Source organism: Armatimonadia bacterium, assembly GCA_039679385.1.
GTDB lineage: Bacteria > Armatimonadota > Zipacnadia > Zipacnadales > JABUFB01 > JAJFTQ01.
In genome coordinates, this window is sequence record JBDKVB010000051.1 from 26,264 (window position 1) to 47,983 (window position 21,720).

Annotated in this window: 21 protein-coding genes and 1 riboswitch; of the genes, 4 read left to right on the forward strand and 17 right to left on the reverse strand. The window is 64.6% G+C overall.

The window, feature by feature from the left end; genetic code table 11:
- Window positions 1-34 precede the first annotated feature (34 nt).
- The 5 genes from atpF to ABFE16_05480 all read right to left on the reverse strand — a co-directional run bounded on the left by atpF (window position 35) and on the right by ABFE16_05480 (window position 2,463).
- Window positions 35-565: a F0F1 ATP synthase subunit B gene (gene atpF, locus ABFE16_05460; GenBank protein ID MEN6344732.1), complete on the reverse strand. Its 531-nt coding sequence runs from the start codon at window positions 563-565 to the stop codon at window positions 35-37.
- Window positions 566-667: 102 nt separating this feature from the next.
- On the reverse strand, window positions 668-937 hold the full coding sequence (atpE, locus tag ABFE16_05465; protein ID MEN6344733.1) for an ATP synthase F0 subunit C: 270 nt from the start codon (window positions 935-937) through the stop codon (window positions 668-670).
- A gap of 60 nt (window positions 938-997) precedes the next feature.
- Entirely contained in the window at window positions 998-1,762 is a 765-nt protein-coding gene (gene atpB / locus ABFE16_05470; GenBank protein MEN6344734.1) for a F0F1 ATP synthase subunit A, read from the reverse strand.
- A 93-nt stretch (window positions 1,763-1,855) separates the two neighbouring features.
- Window positions 1,856-2,248, reverse strand: coding sequence for an ATP synthase subunit I (locus ABFE16_05475; protein ID MEN6344735.1), 393 nt, complete (start codon window positions 2,246-2,248; stop codon window positions 1,856-1,858).
- Window positions 2,249-2,256: 8 nt separating this feature from the next.
- Window positions 2,257-2,463: an AtpZ/AtpI family protein gene (locus tag ABFE16_05480; protein ID MEN6344736.1), complete on the reverse strand. Its 207-nt coding sequence runs from the start codon at window positions 2,461-2,463 to the stop codon at window positions 2,257-2,259.
- Between the two features lie 176 nt (window positions 2,464-2,639).
- Between ABFE16_05480 and ABFE16_05485 the strand changes: the two genes are divergently transcribed.
- Window positions 2,640-3,407, forward strand: a complete 768-nt coding sequence (locus ABFE16_05485; protein ID MEN6344737.1) for a GntR family transcriptional regulator — start codon at window positions 2,640-2,642, stop codon at window positions 3,405-3,407.
- Window positions 3,408-3,462: 55 nt separating this feature from the next.
- On the forward strand, window positions 3,463-4,287 hold the full coding sequence (locus ABFE16_05490) for a universal stress protein (protein ID MEN6344738.1): 825 nt from the start codon (window positions 3,463-3,465) through the stop codon (window positions 4,285-4,287).
- A gap of 59 nt (window positions 4,288-4,346) precedes the next feature.
- Here the strand turns inward: ABFE16_05490 and ABFE16_05495 are convergent, their stop codons facing one another.
- Window positions 4,347-7,148, reverse strand: coding sequence for a discoidin domain-containing protein (locus tag ABFE16_05495; protein MEN6344739.1), 2,802 nt, complete (start codon window positions 7,146-7,148; stop codon window positions 4,347-4,349).
- Between the two features lie 198 nt (window positions 7,149-7,346).
- A complete protein-coding gene (locus ABFE16_05500; GenBank protein MEN6344740.1) occupies window positions 7,347-8,021 on the reverse strand; it encodes a DUF1559 domain-containing protein in 675 nt (224 codons plus the stop codon).
- Between the two features lie 238 nt (window positions 8,022-8,259).
- On the opposite strand from ABFE16_05500, the gene ABFE16_05505 reads away from it, so the two are divergent.
- Complete coding sequence (locus ABFE16_05505; GenBank protein MEN6344741.1) at window positions 8,260-8,736, forward strand: GNAT family N-acetyltransferase; 477 nt, start codon at window positions 8,260-8,262, stop codon at window positions 8,734-8,736.
- Between the two features lie 28 nt (window positions 8,737-8,764).
- Complete coding sequence (locus ABFE16_05510) at window positions 8,765-9,316, forward strand: EamA family transporter (protein ID MEN6344742.1); 552 nt, start codon at window positions 8,765-8,767, stop codon at window positions 9,314-9,316.
- 7 nt (window positions 9,317-9,323) lie between these two features.
- Here the strand turns inward: ABFE16_05510 and rsmI are convergent, their stop codons facing one another.
- From rsmI to ABFE16_05560, 10 genes are all read right to left on the reverse strand, one after another.
- On the reverse strand, window positions 9,324-10,229 hold the full coding sequence (gene rsmI, locus ABFE16_05515) for a 16S rRNA (cytidine(1402)-2'-O)-methyltransferase (GenBank protein ID MEN6344743.1): 906 nt from the start codon (window positions 10,227-10,229) through the stop codon (window positions 9,324-9,326).
- 59 nt (window positions 10,230-10,288) lie between these two features.
- Complete coding sequence (locus ABFE16_05520; protein MEN6344744.1) at window positions 10,289-11,110, reverse strand: NAD+ synthase; 822 nt, start codon at window positions 11,108-11,110, stop codon at window positions 10,289-10,291.
- Window positions 11,097-11,954, reverse strand: a complete 858-nt coding sequence (locus ABFE16_05525) for a nitrilase-related carbon-nitrogen hydrolase (protein MEN6344745.1) — start codon at window positions 11,952-11,954, stop codon at window positions 11,097-11,099. The genes ABFE16_05520 and ABFE16_05525 overlap by 14 nt, the downstream gene beginning before the upstream one ends.
- A 134-nt stretch (window positions 11,955-12,088) precedes the next feature.
- Window positions 12,089-13,756, reverse strand: a complete 1,668-nt coding sequence (locus tag ABFE16_05530; GenBank protein ID MEN6344746.1) for a peptidylprolyl isomerase — start codon at window positions 13,754-13,756, stop codon at window positions 12,089-12,091.
- 102 nt (window positions 13,757-13,858) lie between these two features.
- A complete protein-coding gene (thiC, locus tag ABFE16_05535) occupies window positions 13,859-15,199 on the reverse strand; it encodes a phosphomethylpyrimidine synthase ThiC (GenBank protein MEN6344747.1) in 1,341 nt (446 codons plus the stop codon).
- 79 nt (window positions 15,200-15,278) lie between these two features.
- Window positions 15,279-15,416, reverse strand: a riboswitch (TPP riboswitch).
- A gap of 188 nt (window positions 15,417-15,604) precedes the next feature.
- Window positions 15,605-17,104 carry a glutamate--tRNA ligase gene (gene gltX / locus ABFE16_05540; protein MEN6344748.1) on the reverse strand — a complete coding sequence of 500 codons (1,500 nt, stop codon included), beginning with the start codon at window positions 17,102-17,104 and terminating at the stop codon, window positions 15,605-15,607.
- 116 nt (window positions 17,105-17,220) lie between these two features.
- Window positions 17,221-18,288, reverse strand: a complete 1,068-nt coding sequence (locus tag ABFE16_05545; protein MEN6344749.1) for a hypothetical protein — start codon at window positions 18,286-18,288, stop codon at window positions 17,221-17,223.
- Between the two features lie 36 nt (window positions 18,289-18,324).
- Window positions 18,325-19,692: a 30S ribosomal protein S12 methylthiotransferase RimO gene (gene rimO / locus ABFE16_05550; GenBank protein MEN6344750.1), complete on the reverse strand. Its 1,368-nt coding sequence runs from the start codon at window positions 19,690-19,692 to the stop codon at window positions 18,325-18,327.
- Window positions 19,693-19,764: 72 nt separating this feature from the next.
- On the reverse strand, window positions 19,765-20,394 hold the full coding sequence (locus ABFE16_05555; GenBank protein MEN6344751.1) for a methyltransferase domain-containing protein: 630 nt from the start codon (window positions 20,392-20,394) through the stop codon (window positions 19,765-19,767).
- Window positions 20,395-20,429: 35 nt separating this feature from the next.
- Complete coding sequence (locus ABFE16_05560; GenBank protein ID MEN6344752.1) at window positions 20,430-21,335, reverse strand: DNA methyltransferase; 906 nt, start codon at window positions 21,333-21,335, stop codon at window positions 20,430-20,432.
- Between the last annotated feature and the right edge of the window lie 385 nt (window positions 21,336-21,720).

The window sequence follows — 21,720 nt, forward strand, 5'->3', positions numbered from 1 at the left end:
GCGGACTGGTAACGGTCCCGGGTGCAAGGCGGAGCTAGGACCCCTGCTGCCCAGCCAGTTTCTCTACGTCGGCGATGAACTGGTCCATGAGTGCCCGGTGGCGCTCGTCGGTGAGAGTTGCCTGGAGCAGCCTGCGGGCCATGGCTGCGGCCGTATCGTTGGCTTCCTCACGCAACTGCTGGGAAGCCTCCTCGGCCTCTTTCACGGTCTGCGCACGGGCCAGCTTCTCGATGTCCCGGGCATGGTCACGGGCCGTCTTGCGCGTCTGTTCGGCATCCTGTGTCGCAGTGTGCTTGACGTCCTGGGCCTCATCCTGGGCGGCGGCGAGGAGTTCCTCGCGACGCGCAGCGATCTCGGCCCGTTCGGCGGCGGCACCGGCACGGTCGGACTCTGCGGCATCCAACTGCTCGTGGATGCGCTGGCGGCGCTGCTCGATGAACAAGCCGACGGGCTTGAACATGAAGCGCTTCATCAGCCACACCAGCAGCACGAAGCTGATGGTGTTGATCAGCAGCGCCGACGGTTGGATCCCGAGTTCCTTGATGATGTTCTGAAACTCTTGCATGGTCACATTCTACCTATCGCTGCTCGATGGCGCCGATGAAGTCGCGGCGCGCTTTGTGGCTGCAGAAGAGGCATGCAGCCACCGGTCACGCGTGACTGGGTTCTAGCCGCCGGCGGCTTTGCTCAGCACATCGACGACAGCCGGGAGCTTGCTGTAGAGCATGAAGAAGATCAGCAGCGCGTAGATGACCAGCGATTCGATCAGAGCCAGAGACAGGATCAGAGCGAAACGAATGTCACCGGCAGCATCCGGTTGGCGGGCGATGCCCTCCATTGCCGCGGCTGCCGCGCGGCCCTGGCCAAGAGCGGCGCCGACAACAGCGATCGGCAGACCAAGTCCCACAGCAAGAGCGAGTGCAGCTCCGTAGAGCATTTGCGGCCTCCTTCTGGTGAAACGAGTAACCCGTCGTATTCAAGTGTCGAGTTGTACAGGTCAGGCGTCTGCGGACTGCGTCTCGGGCTCGTGTCCATGGGCTGAGCCGTGCTCCTCGGGCAGAGCGCCCGAGATGTAGGAGGCTGCCAGCATCATGAAGACCAGGGCCTGGACGAAGCTCACAAAGATGTGGAACAGGACCATCGGGAACTGGATCGGGATCGGGACGTGAATGGCTGCGAAGATCCCGCTCGCCAGCACCACGAGCTGGGCAATGACCGTGTCCTCACCGAAGATGTTGCCGAACAAACGGATGGCCAGGGAGAGGACGCGTGCAAATTCCCCGATCACGTGGATGGGGATGTTCAGCGGGAACAGCCACCAGGGCTCTCCCACGAAGTGCATCAGGTAGTGCAGGCCCTGGGTGCGGAAGCCAAGGTACTGCACGTAGAGGATCGTCGGGATTGACAGGGCGAAGGTCATCGTGAGCGAAGCTGTGGGCGAGATGAAGCCAGGGACCACGCCGAACAGGTTCAGCCCCGCGACGTAGATGAAGATCGTACCCAGGAAGGGTGCGAACCTCTCTCCCCCCGGTCCCATGGTGGACCTGCAGAAGTTCTCGAAGCTCTCAAAGGCCCACTCCCAGACGACCTGCCAGCCATTGGTTGCCCGAAGGTCCATGCGCCGCGTGCCGGCACGGACCATCAGCAGGATCAGACCGATGACGATCCAGGCCGACAGCACATTGACGGTGAGGTAGGGCCGTAGCTGGGCCGGCTCCAGGTTCACGAGAAAGTTGACCCAAGTGGCCAGATGCTCTTCCATGGCAATCCCGCGTCTGCGATAAAGAGGCTTCGGCGCTCTGACTTCCGGGAGAGAACTCGCCGGTGCAGTGCGTCGCAAGGGATACGACGTCGGTTAGCTTACTGCAGTTCTGTTATTGACACGCGCACCGAGGGTCTTGAGCACGATCACTGCGATCGGCAGCAAGTACCCGGCGGCAGCAGGTATGATCAGGTTCGGCGTCCATGTGACCACGAGATAGATGGCGATCCCGGCGAGGACAAACTTGGCGACGAAGGCCAAGCCGTAGGGCCAGCGCAGCGGTGGGATCTCTTCGGGGACGCGTGCCAGGCGCTCAACGACCAACACCGTAACCGACAGCGTCAACAACCCTGCAACAACGCCCCCCAGGAAACCGAGGGCGACGTCCGCCCCTCTATCTACCCACAGGCCACAGGCTATAAGGAGGGCCGTGACCGACGTCGTTGCGCAGGTTCTCCGAAAGAAGCCGATGCTCCCGCCCGGCACGCTTGTCCTCAATGCCCCTTCATGGCGCGGAACAGCTCAACAAAGCCCGCAACCGTGCCGAGGATAAAGCCGACGATGGTGAAGGCCGGCTCGGTGTTCAGATGCTTGTCCAACCATGCGCCGGCCCCTGCGCCGATGCCGACACAGAGGGCCAGGGTAATCCCGACCGTGCTGAGCCTCAGGGCGTCGCGATAGGAGCTCGATGGATCCGGCAAGGTAACCACCCACTGGTCCCGGTAAGTTTACTCAGGCAAGGGAGGGTTGTCAAGAGAAGAGTAGATTGACTATACTGAATATGCGGAGTGGTCTGAGTAGAACCTCAAGACGCTCCGGCCTCGTCGAGAATCCCGGGTGCCGGAGGCCCGTACAGCCATTGGAGTTGTGGGCACAGATGACACAGTACCGTATGCCGAAGCTCTCACCACAGGACAGCCGACCGCTGTACACGCAGATCATGAGCGTGCTTGAACGCGGGATACGTTCGGGTCGTCTAGAGCCTGGTGACCAGTTGCCGACTCAGGAGGCGCTGGCAGAGCACTTCGGTGTGAGCCTCGCACCGATCAAGCAGGCGCTGCGGGAACTGGAGGACCGTGGCATCATCGCAACTCGTCAGGGACGCGGGACCTATGTTCTTGACGCCACGCCCTTGAGTGAGGAAGTCATCGACGCCAACCGGATTCCGCATTTCAGCCGCGACATCCGGGAGCGCGGCGGGGTTCCGAGCTCGAACCTGCTGAGCATGGAGCTGGTCGATGCTGAGGCCTGCCCCGAGGTGGCCGCGGAATTGCACGAAGGCGCCGGAGCCAAGCTACTTCGCATCGAGCGCGTGCGACTGGCGGATGAGGAGGCCCTGTGCCTCCAGACCGGCTACTTCGCCGAGCACATGGTGCCGGGTCTGATCGAGCGCGGACTCGGCGAGCAGGAATCCCTCACAGAGGTGCTGCGGGCCGAGTATGGAATCACCGTGGCGGTGTCGCGGCAGAAGATCTCGGCAACCGCGGCGACCGCACATGACACGAAGTGGCTTCCGGTCAAGGTAGGTGAGCCCTTGCTGCTTGTCGAACGTACCTCCTATCTTAGCAACAACCAGCCGGTTGAGTTCGTGATCGACCGGCGGCTGCCGAAGTTCAACTTTGTCGTTTGGCTGCGCCGACAGTAGGGTAGGCAGACAAGGGTCAGGCTCCCGACCACAAGGTGGAGTCCCGGACTTTACTATGAAGAACATCCTGGTTGGTTACGACAATTCCCGGTGGGCGCTGGTTGCGCTGGAGCAGGCTATTGGCCTTGCCAGCGGGCTACATGCACGCCTGCATCTTCTGCAGGCGGTGGAGCCGGCAGGACCTGCGGCCGAAGTGGCCGACGTGGCTCCCAGCGAGGACCCGCTGAGCTACATGGACCGCATGGACGCGATGATGACGGAGGACGATACGCCTTCGCTGCACGATGAGGACCTGTCGGCTGCGGCCCGGATGTGTGAGGAGGCCGGTGTCCACTGTGTCCAGCACCGGCAGAGCGGGCTGGCAGTGCGAGTGCTGCGCGAGTACTCGCCGGCAATGGACCTGGTGGTGCTGGGTCGACGCGGCACAGTCGGCCGGAGACTTGTGGGAAGCACAGCCTCGAGCGTGATCTCCAGGCCCATCGTCCCGACCTTGCTTTGTCGCGATGAACAGGTGGCCTGGCGCCGCCTGCTGTTAGTGTTCGAGAACTCGGTGACGGGTGGCCGGGCCGTCAAGGTCGCCGGGACCTTGGCCTCCGAGCTTAACCTGGGGCTGGACGTGGTGATTGCCGACAGCGACCGCGAGCGCGGCAGACGGGTCGGAGAGCAGGCAAAGATGGCGCTGCGTGCCTACCACGTTGAGGGGGAGTTCATCCACCACGAAGGTCGCATCGTGGAGGCTCTCCAGAGCGCCGCGCTGCAACTGCAAAGCTCCGTCGTTATCGTTCCGCAGGGCCGGACCTGCCCGTGGCCCTGGTCACGCGCTGAAGCGGTTCGCGCCGCCATCGAGTTCCCCACTGCGCTGGCACTGGTGGTCCCTTGAGGCAGGAATCGCCCCGACTAGAGGGCTGGTGGGAAGCGCCGTGAGGTTGCGCTGCGGCGCTACTGCAGCAACTGCTCGAAGGGCACGACTTCGCCTTTGCGTTGCATCGCCACGTGGGCAGGCTCGTAGCAGCCATAGAAGGGGACGTTGAGGTCGATCCACAGGCACAGGCGCTGCAGGTCCTCGGGCGGCAGCTTCACGTCATGGTGGCCCGTTAGGAGCATGCGCACAAGGCCGCTGCTGCGTGCACCGAATTGCCCGGGCGTCGTCTCCGGAATCCACTCTCCCCCATTTACGCTGTCGAACCACGGAACGTACTTCTTCTGCGCGAGGCTCCGGTAGGAGCGTGTGAAGGGATCCTTGTCGCTTGCGAAGTCCCCGGTGAGCGGGAGCTTCTGCCCGCTGCCTCCCGGCTGGTGACAGGTCACGCAGTGGCGGTCGAGGACCGGCTGCACCAGGCGCTGGTAGGAGAAGGGACGGGTGCCCTCAGGACCGGCGACAGGCTGGGACGGTTCGCGCAAAGTGGCCTGGGCACGGCGGTTCGCAGGCGCGGTCTGACGCGGCTCATGGCAGCCGATGCAGGAGCGCACTTCGCCGGGTTGCAGGTAGGCAAGACTGCGCATCGTCTGGACCGCCATGCCCTTCTCGTCTAGGGCCTGGAAGTAGAGCGGCACACGAGCCGGCGCGACGAAGTTGGCAGAGCCATCCTCCTCGACGGGCACCGTTCCGATCACCGCACGGGCGCTGATCTGCCGGGCCACACTCATCTTCGGGTCGTCCGCGGCGTAGGTTGTCTTCGGCAGGATCTGCACCAGGCGCAGCCACTTCACCCGGACGGCAGGCAGTGCGGCCACGCTGTCGTAGACATTCAGCAGCATCATCCGGCCCCAGGAGGGCTGGTCGTCGCGTGGCGCCGGGTAGCGGAAGCCCGTCGGCGAAGTCTGCACGGGAGCCGCGCTCTCGATGCTGATCGTGGGATCACGGTAGATCAGCTCGCGGTTGCCGAAGCGGTCCTGGAGGTAGACGCCCAGGGTCACCGAGTGTGCTGCGGACTGCGTCGACCACCGTGGACTGTAGGAGGTCAGCCAGAAGTCGTCGCTCAGAGGCCAGGGAGTTGTGTAGGCCGACGAGGGATAGCCCTCGGCCTCGGGAAAGGCGACCTCAGGAGTCAGGCGCTCCAGGGGTGCAGAACCATCGAAGCCCAGAAGCGGATTGAGGAGAGCCAGCGAACCGTAGGCATAGCCATGGTGCGCTCCGGCGACGGCCATCAATCGCGGGGAATCCGGCACCGGCCGTACATGCCACAGGCCCCAGGGCTTGCGCTCGTGGTTGTACTGCCCGTAGATTGCCATCGCGCCGGAACCGTCCGGGCGGCATTGCCAGAGGCTGTGCGAGAGGTTTGTGTGGCGGTCGACGTAGTCCCAGCGGGTGTAGAGAATCGAGCCGTCGTGGCCGACGGCCGGGAGCCACTCGTGGGTCTCGTGATCGGAGAGTCGCTGGAGTCCTGAGCCGTCGGCGCGCATGCGATGCAGGGTGTAGGTGGGCACCGGTCGCCCGCTGCAGCGGGTCTCTCCCCCACGCCGCGTGGACATGAAGACGAGGTCACCGTCGGGCAGCCAGCAAGGGTGGAGGTCGTCGTAGGGGCCCTCGGTGAGCTGCCGCAGGTCGGTGCCGTCGAGGTTCACGCGGAACAGGTGGAAGCGGAACCTGGCTTCGCGGGTGAAGCTGAGTTTGCGGTTGGCCTCGCCCTGGGCGTAGGCAAAGAGCACAGTGCGACCCTCCGGAGACAGCGACGGCGTGAGGAAGTTGCCGGGAGGCAGCGCGTCGCCGATCACGTCTCGCAGGCGTGGCTCACCGAAGGCGTCCTCCAACGCGAACAGCCCACCGCCGGGTCGCTGGAGACTGCCGAAGTACTGGTCGCACATGTGGGCCAGCACGCCTGGCTCGCGCTTGACGAAGAGAAGGTCGCGGAAGGTCAGCAGCGGATTGGAGAAGGCGACCTGCCGCAGGACTTCGCGGGCCGAGTAGTACAGGTCACGCTGCGACTCGCTGGAGGCCTTGCCCTGGCGATCGAGGGACTGTGCGGCGGTCTCCAACTCCTGCAGCCGCGCTGTCAGGGCCGTGCGAGGGTTGGGATCCCGCTCGCGGAAGAGGGCCAGTAGCTTCTGCGCACGGGTGAGAACCTGGCGGCTGAGGTCGATGGTATACCGGGCTCCGCTGTCGGCCTTGCCGATGCCGTGGGAGACGGAGGATCGACCCGCGCTGCTCTGGTCGGCAGGTCGTTTCAGGGCGATGTTGCGTGCGGGATCGTTGGTCGGGTAGACTTCGACTTCGTCCAGGTGGAAGGAGTTCTTGCCGGGGAGTTGGCAGCGCACCCAACGGGCCTCGACCTGCTTACCGCGCAGGTCAAGGAGCAGGGGCTTGCCATCCCTGGCACCTCCGAAGGCGGGCCCGGTGTGCTCGAAGATCGGCTTCCAGGTGATGCTGTCGGTGGAGACGAGGACCAGCATGCCCTTGGAGCGGTCCATCAGCCCCTGGGATTCGTTGCGGTTGTAGAGGAGGAGATGGTCGAGGACGAAGGCCTGGCCAAGGTCGACCTGCCACCAGGGCTTCTCCGAGTTGGTGGTGTGGAAGCCGTAGGAGCCCGTCTTCTTGCCGTCCACGGCTCCGGCTGCGTCGTCGTAGGTCGCCGCGCCCTGGATCTCGCCGGAAGGATTGGGAGGGAGCAGACTGAGGCCGGCGTCGCGGTCCCACTCGGCATGCAACTCGGCGCGGAGTGACTCGGCGATCGGCACCGCGGGGTTGGCACGGACAGTGCAGCACAAGGCGAGCAGACACGGGACCCACAGGTGGCGCCACATCGTCAGTCCTCCAGCCCGAGACGCCTGGACTCCGCGGAAGGGTGCTGGAGAGACCTTCTTCCCGAGAGGTGACATTCCTTCTCGCGGGGGAAGCGCTGCAGGCAGACAGCAACACGCCCGCCGGTGAGGGCGGGCGTGTTCGGGCAAGCTAGGATGGCACTTGGCGAAGGGCCACCGAGAGCGGCGGCCTCGTCGCGCTTACTGCCGGTCCCACAGGTAAGTGCGGTTGACGTCGGAGAGGGCTGTGACGGTCTCCCACTTGACGTGCCCGTCGGCATACGCGCAGTTCAACCCGCCGTTGTGCCAGGGCCACGTGGTCTCGTTGGCACTACCGTTGATGTAGGTGATACCATTGGCGTTGGTCATGACCGAGCCGACGGCATGGCGAGCACAGTAGTGCTGGTACCAGGCGTTGTTGGACTCCGCCAAGATCACGGTCTCTGCCGGTGCCGTGAAGCTGGCCAACATCGTGCCGCCGCTCCAGCCTTCCTGGAAGACGTGCGTCATCGGCATCTGATAGCGGGTGTTCTGCAGGCTTCCCGGCCACTTGCCGGCAAGCTGGGACGTGATGTCGATGTTCTGTGAGGGACACGCGAAGATCTGGCGGTTCTTCACGTAGGGGAGGATCTTGTCAGCCCAGATGATGCGTCCGGCCGGGTAGGTGTTGCCATCGTCGTAGCAACTGGCGAACTTCTCGTCGTAGTCCTGCAGGTACATCATGTGAGCGAGGGCGAGCTGCTTGACGTTGGAAGAACAGGAAGACTGCCGCGCCTTTTCTCGTGCGCGCGCAAAGACCGGGAAGAGGATGGCTGCAAGGATGGCGATGATGGCGATCACGACCAGCAGTTCAATCAGCGTGAAGCCACGGCGCATGTGGGATCGACCTCCTGATGCTGGTTGTCAAGGCCGCCAGGGGGACTTCACGGTTACCCCCCCCACAGCGGCTTTTGCACGAAGATCATAGCTGGTGTTGACAAATAGTGCAAGGAGTAGTGTAACGGCTTTACATTGCTTGACAGGTGCCCTTCGCCGGTCGCGAGCGTCTGCGAAGGTCAGAGTCGCGAGACCAGCGAAGGTAGGCTCTTCATCAACGACTAGCGAGGCCCGAGACATGACTGCACAAGGCACAGCACTGCTGGTTCGGTGGGCGACACGCTGGGATCGGGAGCCGGCCATTCAACTGATGGCAGCCCTGGCAGACCAGCACGAAGTCAGCACCGACCTCGACACACTGCGCGAGGCCTTCGAGTTCGCCCTGCGCAATCCGGAGGAGTACCGATTCGCCTTTGCGGAGCGAGACCGCCAGATCATCGGCATGGCGGCGCTGCACCGCAGCTACACCTCCTGGCACGGCCGTCTTCGCGGGACCATCGAGGATGTGTATGTGGTGGAGGAGGCGCGGCGTTCAGGGGCAGCTACGGCACTGTTCGAGTTTCTGCACGGTGAGGCCCGACGTCGCGGCTACTGGTCGCTGTCATTGGATGTGCTGGAGAGCAATGAGTCGGCCCGAGCCTTCTATGAGCGGTTCGGGATGAAGAACTCCGGGTACCTGGTGTATGAAATGGAACTGGGCACCGAGGAGGGCTAAGGCCCCTTCGCCCCACAAGGAGCAAAAGATGAGTCCGACGGCGCTTTTGGCGTGCCTGGTTGCGGTCCTCGCGTGGGGAGCCAACGGGCTATTCGACAAACTTGGCGTGAAGGGGATCGACCCCCTGCATGCCGTCCTGATACGCAATGCCTTCTCGACAGCGGTGATCGCCGGCCTCTGCGCGGCGACAGGCCGACTGAAGGAAGTGACTCACCTTGAGCCAAGGGCGTACTTCTTCCTCGCGCTCAGTGGGCTGCTGGGAAGCGTGCTCGCACAGACTGCCTACTACTTCGCGATGAAGACGGCGCCGGTGAGTCAGGTCGTGCCGATCACGGCCACCTATCCGGTCGTCGCGTTTCTGCTGGCGGCCTTCTTCCTGCGGGAGAGCTGCACGCCCGGTCGGTTCGTGGGAGTGCTGCTGGTGGTTGTGGGGCTGATGCTGGTTGCGAATCCGGGACCCGACAAGGCGCAGGCTGCTCAGGCTGCGAAGCTGGCCGGGCGCACAGCAGCGGTGGAGTATGCTACCGAGGAACTGCCGGCGGCAGACAGCGACGGCGCCGAGGACTCTGGAGAAGGTTAGCGGGGCCTCAGCGCTCCAGGCTGTCGCGGAGGCGGAGAAGTAGACTGTAGGCCTGCTTGCGTGAGACACCACTGGCGGCGGCGAGTAGGTCGGCCGCTTGCCCAGTGCGCAGGCCGGCTTCGAGGGCCAGGCGCGCTGCCTGCTGCAGATCTCCCACAGCGGGCACAGCTTCCTCGGCAGAGGTCTGCGTGGGGCCAAAGACGAGGGTGTACTCTCCCAGGGGCTCAACGCTCGCGCAGTGCTGCCGCAACTCCCCCAGAGGCTCACGACGGACTTCCTCGAACTGCTTGGTCATCTCGCGGGCCATACACACGAGACGGTCGTCCCCCAGTTCGGCGGCAGCATCCTCCAGGGATTGGCGCAGGCGGTGCGGCACTTCGTAGACCACCACGGGGAAGGGCGCTGTGGCGTTCTCGCGATAGAAGCGACGGCGCTCGCTCGACTTGCGCGGAGCATACCCGGCGAAGAGGAAACGGTCGGAGTTGAAGCCCGACACTGACAGGGCGCTGAGCACGGCACTGGGACCGGGGATGGGGATCACGCGAAAGCCGCGTTCCCAGGCGGTCGCGACCAGGTGGGAACCGGGATCGGAGATGACGGGCACCCCGGCGTCGGTCACCAGCGCGATGGACTTGCCGCTTGAGAGAGCCTCGACAAGCTGATTGGACTTCTCGCGCTCGTTGTGCTCGTGGCAGCTCTGCAAGGGGCGATGCAGGCCAAGGTGCGACAGAAGGGTCTGGGTGCGACGGGTGTCCTCGGCAGCGATGAGGTCGACGTCGGCCAGGGTCTGCCGGGCGCGATCGGAGAGGTCGGACAGATTGCCGATGGGGGTAGCGACGATGTACAGGCAGCCCCGCGAGGAGGAGACCGAATCGGCAGCGGGCTCAGTCCCAGGCCCGGGCGTATCCTGCATAGTGTCTCACCCCCTGAGGCGCTGGTGTGGGACGGCGTGTCCGGCGACGCGAGGCGAAGCTAGCGGCCCCAGTCGCGGGAGTAACGGAAGTCGCGGTCAATGGAGCGCGGCGAGATCTTGGCGATGAGCGGGATGCGGCGCTTGTACTGCGAGTTGCGCACCATCCGCAGGACGCGGTCGATCAGGTCGAGCGTGAAGCCCAGGTTCGCCAGTTCCTCGCGCGACCAGCGGAGATCGACCATGTGGTACAGGAGCCGGTCGGCCTCCTCGTAGGTGAAGCCGAGCTCGCCCTCGTCGGTCTGCCCGGTCCACAGGTCGGCGGTCGGGGCCTTGGCGATGATCTCCTGCGGGACCCCCAGGTAAGTGGACAGCGCCCGGACCTGTGTTTTGTACAGGTCGCCGATCGGGTTCACGGCCGAGGCCATGTCACCCCAGAGGGTAGTGTAGCCCAGCAGCGCCTCGGTCTTGTTGCTGGTGCCAATCACCATGGCGGTCTCAAGGACTGAGTGGTCATAGAGAATCGTCATGCGCTCGCGGGCCATCTTGTTCGCACGACGCAGGCGGGTAGCATCGGGATAGCGCTCGAAGTAGGCGTCGATCTGCGGCGTGATCTCGATCACGCGGGTCTCGATGCCCAACTGCTCGGCGGCCAGACGGGCATGGCCTTCGCTCTCGGGGCTGCTGGAGGCATAGGGCATGATGATGCCCAGAGTGTTCTCCGGGCCCAGGGCACGAGCAGCCAGGAAGGCGGAGAGCGTCGAGTCGATCCCGCCGGACATCCCCAGAACGCCTCGGTGGAAACCGAACTTGGTGATCTCATCGCGCAGGAATCCGGTCAGGATATCGGTGACCAGGGCGCAGTCGATATCAAGCACGCTCATCGGCGATCCTCCGCAGTTCACGCAGAGCCAGGTCCACGTTTTCCTCTTCAACGAGTGGGGCGGCAACTCTCGCGCGGCGAATCTCGGCCGGGTCGATCCGGGCATCCACTAGCGCGGGCTCAAGCAGAGGACCGCAGGCGACCGTCTTGCCGTTCGGGCCGACCGCACGGCTCTGACCCCAGAAGTTGACGCCATCCTCGTAGCCGATCCGGTTGCAGAAGAGAACGTAGGATTGGAACAGGTTCGCGTAGGTGCTCAGCATGGCCTCGTAGGTGTGGGCGATGGCGAGGCCCTCGGGATCGGCACCGCGGCTCGGGGAGTTCGAGACCACGAGGAGGTACTGCATCCCGTCCTGCGCCATCAGGTAGGGCAGGACCGGATGCCAGAGGTCCTCGCACACCAGCAGACCCATGCGCCCGAAGCGGGTGTCGAAGGCGCGGACCGAGCGGCCGGGTGACAGGTAGCGACCCTCGTCGAACATCCCGTAGGTGGGCAGGTAGACCTTGCGGTGGCAGTGCACGACTTCGCCGCCGGACAAATACACAGCGGAGGCGAAGACGCTGCAGGCGTCGGTCTCCTCGACCAGACCGCACACGATATCGAGCTTCTGACTCGCCTCGAAGAGCGGAGCCAGCCGCTCGGCCTCGAGGTTGAGCGCGATGTCGGAGGTGAGGTCGCGCAGGTAGTAGCCGGTGAGGGAGAGCTCCGGGAAGATCAGGAGGTCGATCCCGTCGGCGACAGCCTGCTCGGCGATCTGCAGGTGAAGGGCGAGGTTGGTGTCCAGGTCGCCGAGACGGGGCCCGATCTGAGCGAGACGCACGCGGAAGGGCGTTGTGGGTCGCATAGTGATAGGTTCCGATTCCTTCGCACCGACGGGCGAAGGTGGTGCCGCCCGGTCTGCGTTAGCGTTCGTCGCCACGCCGCCGGGCGGCTTGTTCCTCGGTTCACCTCAAGAGCCGGCGGTGCCGGCCTGTTATGCTATTGGCCGCCCTGGATGGGCATGTTGGGCATCATCGGCATGCCACCGCCCATCGGGTTGTTCTGGGACTCCTTCTGGAACTCGTCGATCCACTTCTGCTCTTCGGCGGCGAGGTCCTTGGCACCGAGAGCTTCGAGCTTGGACTTGACCTGCTGGTGGATCATGAAGTTCTGCCACTCGTAGGCCAGGGCCCAGTCGGAGGCGGCCTTGTAGGAGTCGATGGCCTGCTGCTTCATGTTCTTTTCCTCGTAGAGCGATGCCAGGGACATGTGTACGTCCGGCGTAGAGACAGCGCTCTGGTCCTCGGTGAGCTCCTTGAACAGGGCCAAGGCCCCGTCCTTGTCGCCACTCTCGCGGAGGAGGACGGCGAGCTGGTAGCGGGCGCCCATGTTGGTCGGGTCGTCGTTCTTGGCCTTGTTGAGTAGCTGAACCGCGTTGGCCTTGTCGTTCTCGTCGAGGGCCTTGTAGGCGGCCAGCTCCGGGTCCTGGATCTGGATCTTGGCGGCCTTCTTGAGGTTCTGGGTGTACTCGGTCCAGGCCTCGGTCTTGCGCTGCTCGGTGAGCTGCTTGCGGTAGTCTTCCTTCTTCTGGGCGAAGTCAGCCGGCAACTCGACCTTCTTGTCGAGGAGCTGGAGGATGTGGAAGCCGTAGCTGGTCTCGATGACGTTGCTGACCTGGCCGGGATTGAGGGCGAAACAGGCCTTGTCGAACTCGGGGACCATTTCGCCGCGACCGAAGTATTCGGACTTCTCCGGTTCGGTCTGGCCGGGTGTAGGCGGCTTCTGGGTGACCAGGAGGCCGCCGTCCTTGGCGCTGCCCGGGTCGTCGCTGTTCTCCTGGGCGAGCTTGGCGAAGTCCTCACCCTTCTGGATGCGCGCGAGGAGGTCTTCGGCCTTCTTCTTCGCGAGGGCCTTGTAGTCCTTAGCCGGCTGGGCCTGGTTCTTGTTGCCCTGGGCCTGCTGGTCGGCCTCGCGCAGCTTGTCGGGCATGATGAGGATATGGCGGGCCTTGGCCTTGGCGTAGCTGTCTTCGAGGTCCTTGTCGGACACCTTGACAGCGTCCTTGACCTTCTGCTCGAGCTTATCGAACATCACAGTCTCAAGGACCTGCTCGCGGTTCTGTGTGTAGTCGGAGCGGATCTTGGCCTTGTACTGGTCCTGGGTCATGCGGCTCTTGGCGAGGTACTTGGCCAGAGCCCGGCGGCTCGGATAGGAGCGCTCGATGGTCTGCTGGACCATCTCATCGAGCTTCTTGTTGACGTCGGCACCGCTGACCTTGATGTCTTCCTTCTTGGCGGCCGCGGTCTTGAGGATGCGGTCGACCATGCCATCAAGGACGTTCACCTTGAGGTAGCGGTCGCTGGTGAGGGCCTGCCCCGGCGGCATTGAGCGACGCGACATCTCAAGGGCGGCCTCGTACTCGGCGCGCTCAATCTTCTGGTCATCGACGACGGCGACCACAGTGCTAACCTTCCGCTGGCCTTCCTTGCCTGCCTGGCCCCGGCCGCCGGAGCTTGGTCCTCCGAAGGTGTAGAAAGCGCCGACGACAAAGATGACAATGATGAGCCAGAAGAGGATCTCCATCGGGCTACCGACGCTGAACTTCTTCTTTCCGACTCCGACCTGGAGCTTTTTGCGGAATACCTTGCGCAGCCTTACAATAGACATGGTGTTCTCGCAGACGATGAGATGTGATGGGTAGGCGGCCGGTGGACCGCGACGCCCTCCGGCTTGCGACGGGTAGAGCAAGGGACGGCCAAGCGGACCCCGTCAGGACTCCTTGGCGAGGGTCGCTTCTACCTTCATCGAGCAGAACTTGCCGCACATGGAGCACGCCTGCGGGTCTCTCGAGGCCCGATCGCCGCGGACCTTGCGGACGCGTCCCGGATCGAGAGCGAGCTCCGTGACCTTCTCCCAGTCGAACTCATGTCGGGCTCGCGAGAGCCGGTCGTCCCACTCACGGGCACCGGGGACACCTTTGACGATGTCCGCGGCATGAGCGGCGATTCGCGAGGCCATCACCCCGTCCCAGACATCCTGCGCCGTCGGCAGGCCGAGGTGCTCGGCCGGTGTGACATAGCACAGGAAGTCGGCCCCCGCAGCAGCGCACAGCGTCCCGCCGATCGCGCCGGTGATATGGTCGTAACCGGCAGCGACATCGGTGACCAGCGGCCCCAGGACGTAGAAGGGAGCGCCCTGGCAGAGGCGCTTCTGGGTCATGACGGTGCCGGCGATCTGGTCCAGGGGCATGTGACCGGGCCCCTCGACAAAGGCCTGCACACCCGCTTCGCGGGCACGCGCCACAAGCTCGCCAAGGATGACCGTCTCGGCGATCTGGCCGCGATCTGAGGCGTCGGCGAGGGCTCCGGGGCGCAGACCGTCGCCCAGACTGATGGCGACGTTGTAGCGCTTCAGCAGGGCCAGAAGCTCGTCGTAGCGCTCGTACAGCGGGTTCTCCTGCCCATTGACCTTCATCCAGCGGGCGAGGAGACTTCCGCCACGGCTCACGATTCCACAGACTCGCGGCTGCGTCTCCAAAGCTGCCACGGAGGCGCGGGTAACGCCGCAATGCAGGGTCTGGAAGTCTACCCCATCTGCCGCATGGCGTTCAAGGGTCTCAAAAAGCAGCTCAGGCGTCAAGGCCATGAAGGAGCCGAAGCGCTTCTCGGCCTCACCGAAAGCCTGGTAGATCGGCACGGTGCCCAGAGCCACGGGACACTCGCGGCGGATCGTCTGGCGGATGTGATCGAGATCGCCGCCGGTGCTCAGGTCCATTACGGCATCGGCGCCGGCCGCGACCGCGACTTCGAGCTTCTTGAGCTCCACATCGAGCTCAGGGTAGTCTTCCGAGGTGCCAAGGTTCGCGTTGACTTTGGTGCGCAGTCCGGTGCCGAGTCCGAAGGGCTTTGCGGGCCCCTCGGGGCTTCCCATCAGGACGATGGTGCCGCGGCGGAGACCGTCGCGCAGTGTGTCTTCGGATACGTTCTCGTCACGGGCGACAGCGGCGACCAGCGACTCGAGGACCTTGTCCCAGTCCTTGAGTTCGACGGTGCCGGTTGGTGCCTGCTGCCCCCCTGGCAGGTTCGTACTGGATGGTGACGGCTGTGTCATGTGCAATGCGCCTCCGCGGTCGGCGGCAAGCGCAAACCGCCGACCCGGGCAAGAAGGCGGTCGGCGGCCGTGAGGGACACGGAACCGTCGGTCGCTTCCCTGCGCCGGTATTATCCGGTTCAGGTCCTGGGGTCAGCAGCCCGGTGCGGACGGTCGACGTCCGATCACGCACCGGGGCCGCACTCTCAGCAGAGGGCTAGCTCCCCCAGCGACAAGGGTGTGGCACCAGCTTCTTTGGTTACCAACCGTTGGCATTATAGGCCCGGAAGGCTCGCCAAGGCAAGGGAGACGGCGCGGGGCCCTCAGTTGCGTCAAGGACCGCCGGCGCAGGAGCCTCAGACGGCCGCCAGGGAGACGGATCTTCGGGTCTGTCTCGCCGCCGGAGCCAGACAGGACGGACGACGGCTACTCAGTCGGCTCCGGCAGGGCCTGCAGCTCCCCGGCAGCGACCCTGGCCTCCGTCGCACGCAGGCGACGCAGGACGGTCTCCTTGGGCAGGAGCTCCAGCAGGTGGAACAGGCTCGGGCCGATGGTGGTTCCCGTCACGGCGGCGCGGCACGGGTGGATGACACCGGCGGCCTTGAGGCCCAACTCGGTTGCCAGGCCGCGGACCGCGGCCTCGATGGTCTCGCAGGTCCAGGGGTCCAGGGCCTCCAAGCGGTCAGCGAGCTTGGCGAGGACCGGCGCCGTCTCGGGCTTGGACAGCCACTGCTCGCGTGCCCGGGCGTCGTAGTCGTACTCGTCGGTGAAGAAGTAGCGTGCCCAGCCCTCAAAGACGCTGAGGAGCCTGGCGCGCTCACGCATCAGGTCGATGACCTTGCTAAGCCACTCGACGCGCTCGGCAGAGGGGTCCTGCTCGAAGAGCCCCGCTGTCTGCAGGCGCGGGAGGACCTTTGCGGTGAGAGTGTGCAGGTCGCCCCGCTTGACGTACTCGCCGTTGAGCCACTCTGCCTTCTTGAGGTCGAAGACGGCCGGGGCCTTGTTGCAGGCCTCGAGGCTGAAGCGGGAGATGATGTCCTCGCGGCTGAGGACCTCGTTCTCATCGCCCGGTGCCCAGCCGAGGAGCGTCAGGAAGTTGAACATGGCCTCGGGCAGGTAGCCCTGGGCCTCGTAGTCGGTGACGGCCACGGAGCCATGGCGCTTGGACAGCTTCGTGCGGTCCTCGCCGAGGATGATCGGCAGGTGCGCGTACTTGGGCGTGGTGAAGCCCAGCGCCTCCTGAAGCTGCAGGTGGATCTGCGTGTTCGGCAGGTGTTCGACGCCACGGATGATGTGGCTGACCTGCATCAGGTAATCATCGACGACCACCGCGAAGTGGAAAGTGGGATAGCCGGAGGTCTTGAAGATGACCGTGTCGGCGATGAGCGCGTTCTCGTAGGTCACGTCGCCCTGAATGAGGTCGGGGATGACGGTGGCGCCGGTCTCCTTGACCCGGAACCGGAGGCAAGCCGGTCGTCCCTCCTCCTCGTAGGCGCGACGCTGGGCATCGGTGAGTTTCGCACACCGGCCGCTGTAGCGCGGAGCCTGGCCCCGAGCCCGCATGATCTGCCGCTCCTGCTCCAGCTCTTCGGGCGTGCAGTAGCACTTGTACGCACGGCCCTCCTCCAGCAGCTTGTCGAGGTAGCTGTGGTAGATGTCGAGGCGCTCGGACTGCACGTAGGGTGCATGCGGGCCGCCGATATCCGGACCTTCATCCCAGTTGAGGCCCAACCAGCGCAGGCCGCCGTAGATGACGTCGAGGGCCTCGGGCGTCGAGCGTACCTCGTCGGTATCCTCGATGCGCAGGAGGAACTGGCCGCCGAAGTGGCGAGCAGTCAGCCAGGAGAAAAGCGCAGTGTGGACGTTGCCCACGTGCATGAAACCCGTCGGGGACGGGGCGAAGCGAGTGCGAATGATGTCAGACATGAGGGAGGCTCCGAGTGTAGGAACGGGTGGAAGTAGTGAGGCTGGTATGGACGGACGTAAAGGATGGGAAAGGCGACTCGCAGACCGCAAGGAGCGGCGGAATCAGGGCAAAGCGGCTATTCGCCGCCGGTCGCCCCTGCCCCGGCGAAGGTCGTCGGTCCCACCTCCAGGATGTTGGGATCGTCGCGCAGCAACGCCCGTACCGAATGGGCTGCGGGAAGGAAGCGCGGGCTGTCGGGTGCGAGGCCAAGGACCTCGGTGACCAGCTCAAGGACGGTCACCGGCTGCGTACTGACGTTCATGATCTCGTAGACGAGGGCCAGGTTGTCGTCGTCGATGAAGTACCCCGGGTGATCCGGCGGCAGCTCCTCGGCGAGTAACTCGTCAAGATTGGGTCCCGCTGCCTTCTCCGTAGTTGTGGCCTGCTTGTTCAGCAACTCCAGCGCGGCCTTGATGCCGGCCCGGACATCGCCGGGGATCCAGTACAGCCCCGGCTCGGCGTAGAGGCGCTCCTCGGCGAGCATCTCTCGCAGCAGTTCCAGCGGGTCGAAGTCGGCCGGATGCAGGCGGTAGACGAAGAAGCCCAGGATCTTGTTGCTGATGGGCCGGCGGGCGGCCCGGACCAGGTTGACCGCGGTCTCGAGGCAGTCGGCTCCACGCAGACCTTCGGCGGTGCAGCCGGACCGCAAGGCAGCGATCTCCTCGTTGCCGTCGAGGTCGCAGTAGAAGAGCACGTCGTCCTCGTTATCGCCCTCAGGGAACAGCAGCCAGGAGCGCGGAACCAGCCTGCCGTCGACCTCGCAAAACACCTCGGCCTTGCGGACGAGGCGGCTGAGGAGCTCGGTGTAGTAGGCGCTGTCACGGCCGCCAAGGCTAGCCATGAAGTCGGCGACCTCAGGGATCGGGATCGGGCGTCCCAGGTCGGCGATGAGCGTTTCCACGGAGCGGTTGAAGTTGCTGCCGGTGAGGATGCCCCGGGCCAGGAGGTCGAACTTGCCCTGCTGCACTGAGAAGCGTGGGTCCTGTTCCAGCACACCACGAGCGGCCTGCGGAGCGACGTGCAAGGATTCGGGAAGAGCCCGGAGCACAATGCAGCCGGGTGTCGGTCCCGGCCTGCGCAGCATCACTTCGAACAAAGCGTCGCCAAGGGTGCGACGTGCGTAGTCAGCTGGTGTCAAGGTCACGGGTGTTTCCTCGCGGCTCATAAGGATCTCGGGCGGTCAGGGGTCCCGCCGCAGGTCATTGCGGGGAAGGTCTATTCTCCCTCGGAGATCATGGACCTCCGCCGCAGTGATCTGGACGTCGGCGAACTCACCGGGTTCGAGAACGAGGTCTGCCGCCGGCAGAGTCACCTTGACTTCCCCGTCAATCTCTGGTGCGTCACGGTAGGTGCGGCCACGCCAGATGGTTCTCTCCAGGGGCTCCTCAAGCAGCACCTTCATAGTGCGGCCGACAAAGCGCTGGTTGATCTCCAGCGAGAGAGTTTCCTGCACTCGCATCAGCTCATCAAGGCGCTCGTCGGCAACCTCCAGCGGAACCTGGTCGGGCAGCGTCGCCGCACGGGTGCCGGTTTCCGGCCAGTAGCGGAACACGGAGAGCCGGTCCAGTCGCGCCTGGGTGATGAAGTCCAGGAGCAACTCGAAGTCGCGGTCGGTCTCACCGGGGAAGCCAACGATGAAGGTGGTGCGTACAGTCGCCTGGGGGTTGTGGCGACGCAGGCTCTCCACCAGCTTCAGGTAGGTCTCGGCATCGCCCTTGCGGCCCATGGCTCGCAGCACGGACTGTGAAGCGTGCTGCAAGGGGATGTCGAAGTAGGGGAGGACCGGCCCGGCTCCACACATCGCGGCGATCGTATCCTCATCCAGACTGTCAGGGTGCAGGTAGAGCATTCGCAGCCAGCCGTCGTAGGGCACTTGCTGCAGGTCTGATAGCAGGTAGGCCAGCCTGAGGCGCGGCTCCAGGTCCTTGCCGTAGGCGCTGGTATCCTGGGCGATCAGGCAGACCTCACGCGCCCCGGAGTCGACGAGGTGCTCAAACTGGCTACGCAGGGCCGGGACAGCAACGCTGCGATAGCGGCCTCGAAGCTGAGGGATCGTGCAGAAGGCGCAGCGGTGATTGCAGCCATCTGCTATCTTCAGATAGGCCAGCCAGGAGGGCCCTGTCAGGACTCGCGGGGACGAACCATCATAGACGTAACTGAGGGGCGCGTCAACAAAGGCGCGGCGTCCGGCCAGGGCGCCCTCGACGGCCTCCACGATCGACGGCACCGCCCCAACTCCGACAAAGGCGTCGACCTCGGGCAGCTCGTCAAGGAGCGTCTCCTTGTGGCGCTCGGCAAGACATCCGGCGCAGATCAGGGCACGGCACTTGTCCCTCTTCAACTCCGCGAGGTCGAGGAGAGCATCGATGGCCTCCTCCTGCGCGGGCTCGATGAAGGCGCAGGTGTTGACGATGATGACCTCGGCCTGCTCTACCTCTTCGACGATCTCATAGCCTGCCTGCTGCAGCAGTCCGAGCATGGCCTGGGAATCGACGAGGTTCTTGGGGCATCCGAGAGAGACGAGAGCGACAGTGGCCTTGGCGGGCATGAGTGGGGTATCCAGGTTGGGGCAGGAATGGGCCGACTGATTGATGGGACTGCGGGTGATCGTGGTGAGGCCTCAGGGGCGGGAAGCAACCAGGGTCCACACCAGTTCACCGATCTGGTAGAGCGTTACGGCAAGACCTTGTTGACCGAACATGCGCGGGAAGGAGGAGAGCAGCGGGTGGTACTCCTCCTCCACCTCAGGGATACGCTGGATGACCTGCTGTCTGTGGGCGGCATCCTGAAACATCGTGTCCGCGACCAGGATGCGACCGCCGGGGGCCAGGACGCGAGTCATCTCACGGACGGCCGCCTGCTTGGCCTCGTCATCCAGATGGTGGATGGCGTAGGCGGCGACGACGATATCCGCAGACTCGCTCGCGACCGGCAGCGAGAGGAAGGGATCGTCGACCAGGCTCACGGTGTACTTGCCCGGCCAGCGCACAACCTTCTCCTTCGCCTGGGCGAGCATCCGGCGCGAAGGATCAAAACCGAGGACACGACAGCCCACTTCCAGAAACGGGAGGGCGGAGTTGCCGGTTCCCGTGCCGATGTCGACAACCGTCTCGCCGGGACGCGCTTGGGACAGCCTGGCGAGGCTCCCTATCGCCGCGTCATAGCACAGCCGTGCCTTGTGCCGAATCCGAGTGTCGTACTCGTCGACCCAGTCGTAGGTGTCGAAATCCCAGCGTTTTGACTCGCCCATCCAGTGGTCGGCCTCCTCAGCGCAGCCTCGGTCGGTCAGGGCCTGGTGTTCTGGAAGATCAGGCAGTAGTGGTGGTGGTAGTTGGGCACGAAGACCTTCGGGAAACCCCAGATTCCGAGCGGCTTGCTGTCCTGACACCAGATGCGCTCGCCCTGGAAGCTGAGGGTCTGGCTGATGCGCCGGGCCAGGTCCCAGGCCAGGGGCTTCACTTCGCCCTCGGGCGCGCGGCAGTTCTGAACCACGCAGACGAGGTACTTGCGGGGCTTCAGAAGTCGGGCGCAGGAGTCGAAGACGCGGCCCAGAGACTCGATGAAGTCCTCGTAGGACTCCACGTTCCCCAGGTCCTCCTCGGCGTTGCTATAGTGCGTGTCGAGTCCGCGTCGGGCTCGCCGCTTCTGGGCTGACAAGACTCCGCCGCGACTGGTGTGCAGCATGTTCCAGTAGGGCGGCGAGGTGATAACGAAGTCAAATCGCGGCAGGCCGTGCGAGTGGTTCTCGGGACCGGAGCCCTGATGCCAGAAGTCCGGGGTCGCGATCTGCCGGGAGTCGCCCTCGATGACGCGCACTCGGTGATCAGGGCTCAGGGCCTGGAGGCGTGCAGCAGTGACCCGGGCATACTTGGGCGACAACTCGACGCCGACACCGCGGCGACCCGTCTCCAGGCAACTGACGAGCGTCGCACCGCTCCCGCAGAAGGGGTCGAGCACCCAGCCGTCATGCTGGGTGAAGAACTCCAGGAACTGCGCGACCATCTCTTCCGGGAAACGCGCGGGATGGAACTCGGTGTCCCGGTTGCGGCGGTAGCGTCGCGAGTCACATACGAACCAGGACTTGGTGGCTTTGATCCACTCTCTGCCGGTGAGGTCGTTGAGGTCGCCACGATTCGGCGGCGACGGGGCCGACTCTGCGGGCTGTGGTTTTGGGGTGGTCGGCTCAAACATGGGAAGAGCCAGGGCGCCGGGCGGCGACGGGACTAACTCTGCAGGTTGTGGTTTTGGAGTGGTCGGTTTGGGCATCGGGAGCGTCAGGACCTCGGCGAGCGACTGGAGACGGTGAGTACACCTCGGCTCTCGGGATTGTAGACGCAGCAGGCAGTTGTGGCAAGGGGCGGCCCAACGTCACCTCACCCTTGCCTGCGCTCCTCACGGCAGAGAGGCGAAACGGCAAGGGCAACGGCACCTCACCCCGGCCTTCGGCCTCCCCTCAATGAAATGGCCTGTCAAGAGGGCGGGGCGAGCGGGTGTGTCCCTAGCCGTGAGACGTGCGTCCATCGCCGTTGGCCATGTGTATACATGGCCACGGATTTGCGGTTACGCCTTTGGCGGC